Here is a 10467-nt window from a genome sequence, read left to right on the forward strand (position 1 = left end):
ACACGCCCTCAGTCCGCCAGCGGCGGAAGGCGGGCGCGCAGGGCCTCCGTGAACAGGTTGGTCATGGGGCCTGTGGTGCTGCGCGCCCGCGCCACGAGGGCCAGTGGCTGGGGATCGAGGAAGGGCTCCACCAGCCGGCGGAAGGCCAGGGTGCCCTGCGCGCATTCGTAGGCGACATCCAGCCGGTTCAACAGGGTCACGCGGCTGGTGCCGGTGACGAGCCGCTTCAAGGTCTGGATGGAATTGGTTTCCACCACCGGGGCGGCATCCACCGACATGCGGGCAAAGGCATTGTCGATGACCGCCCGCAGCCGCGCGCCGGTTTCCACCAGCACCAGCGGATAGCCGAGAATGTCCGAGAGGCGCAGAGCCGGCGCGGAGGCGAGCGGATGGGCGGCGTCCATCACCACCCCGAACCGCGTGTCGAACCGCATCAGAGGCCGCAAGCCGCTATTGGGCAGGAGATAATAGCCGAGCCCCAGATCCACATCGCCGCTGATGACCGCATTGGCGATGAGGTCCACACGCATGCCACGCAAAGCGATCTGCACGCCCGGCCGCTGCTCCAAAAAGTCCGACACGATGTCGGGCACCACCCCGTCGGCCAAGCCCGGGGTGAGCGCGATCTGGATGCGCCCGCGCACGAGGCCCGACAAGGCATCGAGCTTGGCAAGGGCACGGTGGTGCGCCTTCAGCGTCTCGCGCACATGCTCGATGACGACTTCGCCGGCGGCGGTGAGCAAAAGCCGGCGGGGCAGCCGCTCGAACAGGGGCATGCCCAATTCCTCCTCGAGCGCGATGAGCTGCCGGTTGATGGCGGAGGACGCCACGTTCAGCTCCGCCGCCGCCTTGCGGATGGAGCCGGTGCGCGCGATGGCGTCCAGATAGCGCAGCATGCGGGCGTGCAGCACGGGCGCCTCCTGTGATGCCTTTGCGGCAGCGCTCCGTGCTCTTTTAGGCGCTTTTAAGCTCCGCAGGAAGATGGGATGCCTTGGGGGTCGGCAAGGAGATCCAGCGCAATGGACGACATCCTCTATTCGGTGCGGGGCCCCAAGTCCTGGACCACCATGACGTCCCAGGAACTGGCGGAGCAATTGACGCTCACCGACGTGGTGCTGGTGCCCGTGGGCGCCATCGAGCAGCATGCGGGGCACCTGCCACTGGGCCAGGACAATTTCCAGATCGAGGAGATCGTCCGCCGCGCGGTGCTCAAGCTGGACGCCAAGGGGCGCAAGGCCATTTTCGGCCCCACCATTCCCTATGGCCCCATCTCCAACCTGCGCTTTCCCGGCAGCATCGACATCAAGCCGTCCACCCTCATTGTGCTGGTGAAGGAGGTCTGCATGAACCTCTACCGGGACGGAGTGCGCAACATCGCCCTCGTCATGGGCCATGACATGGCGCTCGGCGCCCTCATGGTGGCCGCCCGGGAACTGGCCAGCGAGACCGATGACGACCTGAAGGTGATCGTCATCAACTGGCTGCCCCTCATCGTGCAGATCCTGCCCACCATCCTCGACCGCCTGCCACCCGAACTGACCAAGAACATCCCGAAGAATGTCCGCGACGGTCATGGCGGCATGGGCGAGACCGCCCGCCAGCTCTGGCAGAATCCCGAATTGGTGGTGAAGGAGCGCATCAAGGACTATGTGCTGGAGACGGCGCCGCCCGTGGCCCCCTTCGTCTCCCCCATCGTGTCCGGCGGCGGGGTCTATGCGCCCCGCAGGACCACCAATCACGACCCGGCCTATGAGGGCATATTGGGCTTTCCCTCGGTGGCCTCGGCCCAGATGGGCGACGAAATCTATGCCGCGCTCGGCGACTGGGTCGCCGATGTGGTGAGCGAGTTCTGCTACGGCAGCCTTCCCAAGTCCTACAGTTACTGAGCCGGAACGCGGGGGACGATCATGCTGACCAAACGCACTTTCCTGTCTCTGGCCTTCGGCGGCGCCCTGGCAGTCGCCGCCGCCGCGCCCGCGCCGGCGCAGACGCCGGTGACCCTCTCCACCGGCTGGATCATCTCCGGCGACGGCGCGCCCCTGGTGCTGGCCGAGAAAGAGGGCCTGTTCGCCCAAGGCGGGGTGAAGATCGACATCGTGCGCGGCTTCGGCTCGGCGGACGTGGTCACCAAGATCGCCGCCGGCACCTACCAGGCCGGCACCGGCTATTTGCCGGCTTTGGTCCAGGCCATCGCCAAGGACCCGAACTTCGACGCCATCGCCGTCTTGATCGCCTTCGATGCCTCGCCCGACGGCATTACCGGCCCGAAGAAGACCGGCATCGCCAAGCCCACCGACCTCGCCGGCCACAAGATCGCCACCCAGCCCAATTCCACGACAAAGCTTACGTTCCTGCCGTTTGCGCAGGCCGTGGGCATCGACCCCGCTTCCATCACCTGGGTGGAGGTGTCGCCCGATCTGCTCGGCGTGACCGTGCAGCAGGGGCAGGCGGATGGCGTCGCCCAGTTCACCGCCACGGCGAACGCCAATTTCTCCAAGTTCGGCTTCGCGCCGGACCAGCTCTACCAGTTCAAATATTCCGACTATGTGGACAATCTCTACGGCAACGGCCTGATCCTCAAGAAGTCCTGGGCGGCCGCCAATCCCGAGGCCGCCAAAGCCGTCGTGCGCGCCTACGTGAAGGGCCTGCTCGCCTCCCATAAGGATCCGAAGGCCGCCATCGACGCGCTCATGGCCAAGGAGCCGCTGCTCACCCGCGCCGCAGAGCAGGTGTCGCTGGACTATGCGCTGGCCAATTACTTCTTCACCAAGCGCGTGCTGGAAAAGGGCATCGGCTACCAGACCAGCTCCGACGTGGACGCCTTCATCAAGCTCCTGGCCAAGCCCTTCTCGCTGCCGCGCGTGCCCACCGCTGCCGAGGTCTATACCGACGCCTATCTGCCGCCAGCGACCGAGCGTATGGTGCGCTGACCTCGAACACCTGTGACGGCCTTGACCGACGCTGCCGCTCCGATCTGCGATCCTCCGCCGGTGCTCTACGAAGCGCGCGGCCTCTCCTTTGCCTATCGCACGGCGGACGGGGCCTCGGTGGAGGCACTGAAGGACATCGACTGCACCTTGCGGCAGGGGGAGTTCCTCACCCTGATCGGACCCTCCGGCTGCGGCAAGACCAGCCTTCTCAAGTTGATGACCGGCCTCCAGCGGCCGGTCTCGGGCAGCCTCCTGTTCGAGGGGCGCACGTTTGACGGCCCGCCCACGGGGATCGGCATGGCCTTCCAGGATTCCCTGCTGCTGCCCTGGCGCAACGTCATCGACAATGTGCTGCTGCCAGTGGAAGTGAAGCGCCGCGTCACCGCCGAGGATCGTGACCGGGCCATGGCGCTGCTGGCGACCGTGGGCCTGTCCGGCTTCGAGAAAAAGAATGCCTGGCAGCTCTCCGGCGGAATGCGCCAGCGTGTCAGCCTGTGCCGGGCGCTGATCGCCGACCCGCAGGTGCTGCTGTTCGATGAGCCCTTCGCCGCCCTCGATGCCTTCACGCGAGAGGATCTGTGGCTTGTGCTCCAGGAATTGCACGGACGCACCGGCAAGACCATGGTGCTGGTGACCCACCAGATGAGCGAGGCGGTGTTCCTCTCCGACCGGGTGATCGTGCTGTCCCGCAGGCCCGGCCGCATCGTCCACGAGCAGGTCATCGACCTGCCACGCCCGCGCCCCAAGGACATCGTCTATGACGACGCCTTCAAGCGCGAGGTGGATGCGCTGCGGCACAGGATCGAGCACTGATGCCCGGCTTCCTCAAGCGCCCGCTGGAGGCCCTGCTCGCTCTCATCGCCCTGTTCGTCGTGTGGGAAGCGGGGGTGCGGCTCAGCGGCGTGCCGGTCTTCATCCTGCCGCCACCCACCGCCGTGCTTGCCACGGCCACGGCGGCCGCCCCGATCCTGGCGCAGCATGCCTTCACCACCATTTCGGGCACGCTTTTGAGTCTCGCCATTGGCGCCGCGCTCGGGCTCCTGGCGGGGCTGGCCATTGGCTATTTCCCGCGGGTGAGCCGGGCGCTCTATCCGCTGCTGGGCGGCTTCCAGGCTTTGCCCATGTCCGCCTTCATTCCCATCTTCGTGGTGTGGTTCGGCGTGGGATCGACGCCCAAGGTGATCGCCGGCGCCCTCATCGCCTTCTTCCCCGTGGTGGTGAACGTGGCGACGGGCCTGCGCACCATCGAGCCGGACCTGTGGGAGATGCTGCGGGTGATCGGCGCCAGCCGCGCCCAGGTCTTCCGCAAGGTGGGCATTCCCCGCACCTTGCCCTATTTCTTCGCCGCCCTGAAAGTGTCGGCGGCGGGCGCCTTCATCGGCAATGTGGTGGGCGAGATGATCGCCGCCGGGCGGGGGCTCGGCTATGTGCTGGTGCTGGCCACCACCTCGCTCAACATGCCCCTGGCCTTCTCCGCCCTCACCATCCTGCTGATGATGGGCATGGCCCTGTTCATGATCTTCGACGTGGCCGAGCGGCGCATGGCGCCCTGGGCCTTCCGCACCGAGGGATAGGGCACGCCCTCACATCCGCTTGCGCAGCCAGAAGCCCAGGAGCAGCGCACCGGCCAGCAGCAACACCAGTGCCCCGAGCGTCACCACCAGCGCCGACTGGTCGAGCCAGGCCACCACCGGCACGCAAGCCGCCAGCACCACGCCATTGAGCCCCACCCGCCAGGACGCGGTGTGCACGCCCGCCACGAAAGTGCCGAGCGCCAGCAGGAGCAGGATGGCCAGACCGGTGGAATTCACATTGGCCACCGCCTGCACACTGGGCAGGAAGAGCAGCGTCATAGCCACCAGGAAGGCGCCCCAGTGCAACAACTGCGTCCACACCACCCGCCAGCGGCGCTGGCCCTCGCGGCCCCAGCCCTCATAGATGCAGGCAGCGCAATTGAAGAGCGTCACTAGCTCCCAGTAATGCTGGAGCGGACTGCGGGCGAGCGCGGAATAGGCGACGCCGCCCACCGTCAGCAGCAGCATGATGATGTAGGGCGCTTCCCTGAGCCAGCCCCAGACGCCGCGCGGCGCTGTGGCGGTGGTGCCGTTCGTATCGGACATCTGAACTCTCCCCGAAAGCGCGCCTGCCACCCGGTCAGCGCAGCCAGCCCGGGAACATGGCGCCAAGCGCTCCGCCCACCATCTCCATGGCGATGGCAGCGAGAATGATGCCCATCAAACGTTTGGAAATCGAAAGCGCCGTGGGCGACAGGCGGCTACCGATCAAAGGCGCCAAAGCCATGCAAATGGCGAAGAAGACGAGATAGCCCACAAGGCCCAGATAAAAGCCCATGGCCTCGCGCGGCACGGAAGCCGTCTGCGCATAGACGATAATCGTGGCCATGGTGCCGGGCCCGATGGCGATGGGCAGGCCGAGCGGATAGACGCCCGGGTTAGAGGTGGACTTGAACGTCGCTTGCTCCTTGTCGGTGCCCGAATGGGAGGTGTGGTCGTCGCCGCTCAGCATGGACAAAGCGATCATCAGCACGATGAGCCCGCCCGCCAAGCGGAAATGGGCCACATCGATGCCGAACAGATTCAGGAGCACATGGCCCGCCAACGCGCAGACCACTGACCCGATGATGACGGTGGCCAGCATGGCAATGAGCGTGCTGCGCCGCGCCGCCGGGGTGAGGTCCGCTGTGAGCGCCAGGAAGATGGGCACGATGCTCAAGGGGCTCATGATGGCGAACAGTGCCGCGAATAGCTTCGCGGACAGTGCGAGATCGATCATGCCGGGCCTCCCTGAATGCCAGCCTCCGCTTTTGCCCGACGGGCTCTGATTTTCCTAATGATTTCCGCAGCGGCATCTCCGCCCCGGATCGCGGGAGGCCTCTGTGAACCCGCCCGGGAACTTTCCGACCCGGCAAGGGTCATCACGGGCGGGCGGCTCCGCCGCCGGCGCATTCGATACGGAGGAGAGGATGAAGGTACGCAAGTTCGCGGTTTCGGACGTGGCCCTGGAAAAGTCCCCCGGCCAGGATGCGGAGATTTTTGTGGGCAATCTGGTGGACGAGCGGCATGGCGGCCCGATCACCATCGGCTATGGCCGCTACGATGCCGGCCAGAGCTTGACCGAGACCATGGCGGTGGACGATGTCATGATCGTGCTGGAAGGGGAGATTTCCGTCACCACCGCCGCCGGCACCGTGACCGCGGGGCCGGGCGAGATCATCTACATGCCCAAGGGCGAGGTGGTGACCATCCTCTCCCACGCCAAAGGCGCGCTCACCGCCTATGTGACCTTCCCCCACTGGCGGCCCGCCCACGCCTGAGGGCGCCTTCACATCAGGCGCAGCCCTTTCAGGGAGGCGTGGCCGTCCTTGCCCACGATGATGTGGTCGTGCACCTCGATGCCCAGGGGCTTGGCCACATCGATGATCTTGCGGGTCATGTCGATGTCGGCGCGGGAGGGCGTGGGGTCGCCGGACGGGTGGTTGTGGCACAGGATGATGGCGGTGGCGGACAGTTCCAACGCCCGCTTCACCACCTCGCGCGGATAGACCGGTGCGTGGTCCACCGTTCCGGTCTGGAGCACCTCGTCGGCGATCAACTGGTTGCGCTTGTCCAGGAACAGGACGCGCACCTGCTCACGGTCGGCAAAGGCCATGGCGGCGCGGCAATAATCGAGCACGGCGGTCCAGGAGGACAAGACCGGCCGGCGCTTCACCTGGCCCCGCGCCAGCCGGTGGGCAGCGGCCTCGATGATCTTGAATTCGGTGACGATGGCGGGGGTGACGCCCGGCGTCTCGGCGAGGCGCGCGGCCGGAGCGGACACCACTTCGGCGAACGAGCCGAACCGCTCCACCAGCGCCTTGGCGAGCGGCTTGACGTCCCGCCGGGGCACGGCACGGAACAGCACCAGCTCCAGGAGCTCATAATCGGCCAGCGCCGCCGCTCCCGCGTCGCGGAAGCGGGCGCGCAGGCGGTCCCGATGGCCATGGAAGTGCGGCGGCGCCCCGATGCCGGCCTCCGCCAGTCCTTCATCGGGGTCCTGCGCCATGCGCGTCAGCCCTGTGTGTAGGGCGGCTTGTGATAGCCCTTGGGACTCAAGGTGAAGATCTCCACCCCGGTCTCGGTCACGCCCACAGCATGCTCGAACTGGGCCGAGAGCGAGCGGTCGCGTGTGACGGCGGTCCATCCGTCCGAGAGCACCTTCACATGGGGGCGGCCCAGATTGATCATGGGCTCCACGGTGAAGATCATGCCCGGCTTCAGCTCCGGCCCCTCGCCCCGGCGACCCACATGCACGATGTTGGGCTCGTCATGGAAGATACGGCCGACGCCGTGGCCGCAGAAATCGCGCACCACGCTCATGTGCTGGGGCTCGACGAATTCCTGGATGGCCGCCCCGATATCGCCCACATGGGCGCCCGGCTTGATGGCCTGGATGCCGATCATCATGGATTCGTAGGTGACGTCCAAGAGCCGCTCGGCGCGGCGGGGGATCTGGCCCACTGCATACATGCGGCTGGAATCGCCATACCAGCCATCCAGCACCAGCGTCACATCCACATTGACGATGTCGCCCTCGCGCAGCGGCCGGGCATTGGGCATGCCGTGGCAGACCACGTGATTGATTGAGGTGCACACCGAATAACGATAGCCGCGATACATCAGCGTCGCCGGATAGGCGCCGTGGTCCATGGCGAAGTCGAAGACCAGCTTGTCGATGGCCTCGGTGGAGACGCCCGGCCGCACCATCTCTGCCACTTCATCCAGAACCTTCGCGGTCAGCTGGCCGGCCCGGCGCATGCCCTCGAACCCCTCGGGGCCGTAGAGCTTGATATGCCCGGTCTTCCTCAGCGGCGCCTGGTCCGCTTCCACATAGCTCATGAAACCTGTCCTGCCGGCGGGACGGCGCGACGCCGCCCGGCTTTTCTCACCCAGATTTAGGCCAAGCGACGCGCAAAGCAAGTCATAGCATGACCTTGCCAGCCTTGCGCGAGGCGCGCGGCACGTGGCTCTGCGCCCCGCATCACCCCAGCATGGGCACTTCTTCGGCAACTTCGATGCCCGCTTGGTCGAGCGCGCAGACAAGGCCAATGGCCTCCACGCCCGCGGCGCGGGCAAGATCAAAGGCTGCGCCATAGGCCGGATCGAGATCCCGCGCGAGCGCGATGGAGCGGGCTGAGCCGATCTGACTGAGATAGACCATCACCGCCCGCGCCCCCTCCCCCGCCATGGCGGCCAGTTCCACCAGATGCTTGGCCCCGCGCGCCGTCACACAATCGGGAAATTCCGCCGCGCCGGGGGTGCGCATGAGGTGGACGTTCTTGATTTCCACGAAGCAAGGCGGGCGGGCATCGTCTTCCAGGAGCAGGTCGATGCGGCTGTTGCGGCCATATTTGACCTCTCGCCTTAGCCGGGAATAGCCGGAAAGCGCGGGCACCTTGCCAGCCAGGATCGCCTCCGCCACGAGGCGATTGGGATGCATGGTGTTGACGCCCACAAGTTCAGCCCCCGCGCCGAAATCCGCCTCCACCAGCTCCCAGCTGAAAGCAAGCTTGCGCCCCGGCCCAGCGGCAGGCGCCAGCCAGACGCGGGAGCCGGGTGTCGCCAGGCCCGTCATAGCGCCGGAATTGGCCACATGGGCAGTGGTCAGCGTGCCGTCGGCCAGCTCCACGTCCGCCAGGAACCGCTTGTAGCGACGCACCAAGGTCGCCGACACCAAGGGAACAGGAAAGCGCATCAGGCGCGGGTGTCGCTGCGACCAAGAAGGCAGATGAGCGTCTGGGTACCTGTGGCGCAATGGGTGCGCGCGCCCTCTTTCTCCGCAAAGACATCCACCTTGACGATGGTGAGCGTGCGGCCGGAGCGCACCACCTCTGCCTCCGCCACCAGGCGCTCACCCCGGCCGGGAGCCATGATGTTGATCTTGTATTCCACCGTCAGCACGGTGGAGTCCGCCGGAAACAGCGTGAAGGCGGCATAGCCGCCGGCGGTGTCCGCCAGCGCGCCCATCGCGCCGCCATGGAAAAAACCGTGCTGCTGCGTCACCCCCTCCGCATAGGGCAGCGCCACGCTGACGCGGCCGGGCGCTACCTCTTCCATGCGCGCGCCCATGCTCATCATGAAGGGCTGACGACCGAAGCTGTCGCGCACGCGGGTTTCGAAATCGGGGTCGGGGGGCGTGAAGGCGGGAGCGGGCGAAGGGGCGGCGGGCAAGGTCATGCGAGTCTTCCGTTTTGACGCGCCACCATAACGCCCCTGCCTGGGGAGGCCACCCCGCCTTCTGTTCAGGCCAGCATGAGACAGGCTCACGCTGGCCGCCCGTCACCGCGCCAATTTCACTGCACGAAGACGTTCTTCAGCGTGCCGATGCCCTCGATGCTCACCTCGATGTCGTTTGAGGGCTCCTTCATGGTGCCCACCCCCAGCGAGGTGCCACAGGCGATCAGATCGCCCGGCAGAAGCGTCATGTCGCGGGAGATCATCGCCACCAGCCGGGCCGGAGGGAAGATCATGTCGGAGAGCGGATAATTCTGCCGCTCCGCCCCGTTCAGCACCGTGCGGACGGAGGTGGCGGTGGGGTCGAGCTCGGTCTCGATCCAGGGGCCGAACGGCCCATAGGCATCGAACCCCTTGGCGCGCGCCCATTGGGGGAAGGTGGGGTCCTTCTGGAGGATGTCGGCGGCGGTGATGTCGTTGACGATGGTGTAGCCGAAGATGTGAGCGGCGGCCTCCTCCTCGGAGATGTTGGAGGCCGTGCGCCCGATGACGATGCCCAGCTCGCCCTCATAGACCGTCTTGCCCGCATAGGCCGGCGGGCGATGCACGGTGGCGCCGGGGGCGGCTACCGTGGACGGGGCTTTCAGCAGATAGAGCGGCTCGGCTGGCTCGGCAACGTTCAGCTTGGCCGCCAGCGCGTGGAAATTGTTCCACAAGGCAATGATCTTGGAGGGCCGACACGGCGCCTCCAGGGACACATCGGCCAAAGCGAGGGTCTCGCCCGTTGCCACCGGACCGGCGAACATGTCGCCCTCATGCACCGTGATGACCTCGCCCTCCAGCCGGCCGAACCCCGTCACGCCGACCGAAGCGCCCTTGGCCGAAAAACGCACCCACCTTGCCATGTGATCCTCCCTGGCGCCGCGCGCCAGAAAGGGCGTTCAACGGCGCGTCGATGAATTGATGCTGGCGAGGAGCTCCCTGTGGCGCCGCTCCTCATTGTCGTTATTGACCACCACCACCGCCCAGATGGCGGCCGGCAGCCAGCCGATCAGGGTGACCTGCAGCACCAGGCATAAAATGCCCTGGAGCACGCGCCCCCGGAGCATCAGCGCCAGAAAGGGCAGCAGGACCGCCACCGCGTAGATCATCAAAGTCTCCCTCCGCGCCCACAGGCGGGCGCCCCTTTTCAGATGGGGCGTGCTCGGGCCGGAGGGAAGAGGCGGGGCCGATCAGCCCTTCAGCACCTCGACGAGGGTCTTGCCGAGACGCGCCGGGGAGGGAGAGACGCGGATGCCCGCTTCTTC

The 10467-nt window shown here is 66.6% G+C and carries 14 protein-coding genes; 5 read left to right on the forward strand and 9 right to left on the reverse strand.

Translation table 11 applies throughout. From position 1 onward, the window contains the following. Positions 1–8 precede the first annotated feature (8 nt). Positions 9–911 carry a LysR family transcriptional regulator gene (locus PV781_RS15205; RefSeq protein WP_274776471.1) on the reverse strand — a complete coding sequence of 301 codons (903 nt, stop codon included), beginning with the start codon at positions 909–911 and terminating at the stop codon, positions 9–11. Positions 912–1019: 108 nt separating this feature from the next. Here PV781_RS15205 and PV781_RS15210 point away from each other — a divergent pair, with 108 nt between their 5' ends. The 4 genes from PV781_RS15210 to PV781_RS15225 are packed head-to-tail and all read left to right on the forward strand — an operon-like array spanning position 1020 to position 4504. Then, complete coding sequence (locus tag PV781_RS15210; protein ID WP_274776472.1) at positions 1020–1886, forward strand: creatininase family protein; 867 nt, start codon at positions 1020–1022, stop codon at positions 1884–1886. Positions 1887–1907: 21 nt separating this feature from the next. Next, complete coding sequence (locus tag PV781_RS15215; protein ID WP_274776473.1) at positions 1908–2930, forward strand: ABC transporter substrate-binding protein; 1023 nt, start codon at positions 1908–1910, stop codon at positions 2928–2930. A gap of 21 nt (positions 2931–2951) precedes the next feature. Continuing rightward, positions 2952–3743, forward strand: a complete 792-nt coding sequence (locus tag PV781_RS15220) for an ABC transporter ATP-binding protein (protein WP_274776474.1) — start codon at positions 2952–2954, stop codon at positions 3741–3743. After that, a complete protein-coding gene (locus PV781_RS15225) occupies positions 3743–4504 on the forward strand; it encodes an ABC transporter permease (RefSeq protein WP_274776475.1) in 762 nt (253 codons plus the stop codon). The genes PV781_RS15220 and PV781_RS15225 overlap by 1 nt, the downstream gene beginning before the upstream one ends. 9 nt (positions 4505–4513) lie before the next feature. Here the strand turns inward: PV781_RS15225 and PV781_RS15230 are convergent, their stop codons facing one another. Beyond that, a complete protein-coding gene (locus PV781_RS15230) occupies positions 4514–5050 on the reverse strand; it encodes a hypothetical protein (RefSeq protein ID WP_274776476.1) in 537 nt (178 codons plus the stop codon). A gap of 34 nt (positions 5051–5084) precedes the next feature. Then, positions 5085–5723 (reverse strand): MarC family protein, encoded by a 639-nt coding sequence (locus PV781_RS15235; RefSeq protein ID WP_274776477.1) that lies wholly within the window; start codon positions 5721–5723, stop codon positions 5085–5087. 190 nt (positions 5724–5913) lie between these two features. Between PV781_RS15235 and PV781_RS15240 the strand changes: the two genes are divergently transcribed. Beyond that, entirely contained in the window at positions 5914–6264 is a 351-nt protein-coding gene (locus PV781_RS15240) for an ethanolamine utilization protein (RefSeq protein ID WP_274776478.1), read from the forward strand. Between the two features lie 8 nt (positions 6265–6272). Here PV781_RS15240 and radC read toward each other — a convergent pair whose 3' ends face one another. The 6 genes from radC to PV781_RS15270 all read right to left on the reverse strand — a co-directional run bounded on the left by radC (position 6273) and on the right by PV781_RS15270 (position 10311). Further along, entirely contained in the window at positions 6273–6992 is a 720-nt protein-coding gene (gene radC / locus PV781_RS15245) for a RadC family protein (protein ID WP_274776479.1), read from the reverse strand. A 5-nt stretch (positions 6993–6997) separates the two neighbouring features. Continuing rightward, a complete protein-coding gene (gene map / locus PV781_RS15250; protein WP_274776480.1) occupies positions 6998–7825 on the reverse strand; it encodes a type I methionyl aminopeptidase in 828 nt (275 codons plus the stop codon). 142 nt (positions 7826–7967) lie between these two features. Then, a complete protein-coding gene (gene sfsA, locus PV781_RS15255) occupies positions 7968–8681 on the reverse strand; it encodes a DNA/RNA nuclease SfsA (protein WP_274776481.1) in 714 nt (237 codons plus the stop codon). After that, positions 8681–9163: a PaaI family thioesterase gene (locus tag PV781_RS15260; RefSeq protein WP_274776482.1), complete on the reverse strand. Its 483-nt coding sequence runs from the start codon at positions 9161–9163 to the stop codon at positions 8681–8683. Before PV781_RS15260 ends, sfsA begins: the two co-directional genes overlap by 1 nt. A 116-nt stretch (positions 9164–9279) precedes the next feature. Further along, positions 9280–10065: a fumarylacetoacetate hydrolase family protein gene (locus PV781_RS15265; protein WP_274776483.1), complete on the reverse strand. Its 786-nt coding sequence runs from the start codon at positions 10063–10065 to the stop codon at positions 9280–9282. Between the two features lie 36 nt (positions 10066–10101). Beyond that, complete coding sequence (locus tag PV781_RS15270) at positions 10102–10311, reverse strand: YqaE/Pmp3 family membrane protein (RefSeq protein WP_209102454.1); 210 nt, start codon at positions 10309–10311, stop codon at positions 10102–10104. Positions 10312–10467: the final 156 nt, after the last annotated feature.

Origin of the sequence: Aquabacter sediminis (assembly GCF_028863665.1) — a bacterium.
Lineage (GTDB): Bacteria > Pseudomonadota > Alphaproteobacteria > Rhizobiales > Xanthobacteraceae > L1I39.

Bases quoted from the DNA above. Each gene is read 5' to 3' on its own strand.
- PV781_RS15210 (WP_274776472.1), top strand. From the start codon at position 1,020: ATGGACGACATCCTCTATTCGGTGCGGGGCCCCAAGTCCTGGACCACC.
- PV781_RS15215 (WP_274776473.1), top strand. From the start codon at position 1,908: ATGCTGACCAAACGCACTTTCCTGTCTCTGGCCTTCGGCGGCGCCCTG.
- PV781_RS15225 (WP_274776475.1), top strand. From the start codon at position 3,743: ATGCCCGGCTTCCTCAAGCGCCCGCTGGAGGCCCTGCTCGCTCTCATC.
- PV781_RS15230 (WP_274776476.1), bottom strand. From the start codon at position 5,050: ATGTCCGATACGAACGGCACCACCGCCACAGCGCCGCGCGGCGTCTGG.
- PV781_RS15235 (WP_274776477.1), bottom strand. From the start codon at position 5,723: ATGATCGATCTCGCACTGTCCGCGAAGCTATTCGCGGCACTGTTCGCC.
- PV781_RS15240 (WP_274776478.1), top strand. From the start codon at position 5,914: ATGAAGGTACGCAAGTTCGCGGTTTCGGACGTGGCCCTGGAAAAGTCC.
- radC (WP_274776479.1), bottom strand. From the start codon at position 6,992: ATGGCGCAGGACCCCGATGAAGGACTGGCGGAGGCCGGCATCGGGGCG.
- map (WP_274776480.1), bottom strand. From the start codon at position 7,825: ATGAGCTATGTGGAAGCGGACCAGGCGCCGCTGAGGAAGACCGGGCAT.
- sfsA (WP_274776481.1), bottom strand. From the start codon at position 8,681: ATGCGCTTTCCTGTTCCCTTGGTGTCGGCGACCTTGGTGCGTCGCTAC.
- PV781_RS15260 (WP_274776482.1), bottom strand. From the start codon at position 9,163: ATGACCTTGCCCGCCGCCCCTTCGCCCGCTCCCGCCTTCACGCCCCCC.
- PV781_RS15265 (WP_274776483.1), bottom strand. From the start codon at position 10,065: ATGGCAAGGTGGGTGCGTTTTTCGGCCAAGGGCGCTTCGGTCGGCGTG.
- PV781_RS15270 (WP_209102454.1), bottom strand. From the start codon at position 10,311: ATGATCTACGCGGTGGCGGTCCTGCTGCCCTTTCTGGCGCTGATGCTC.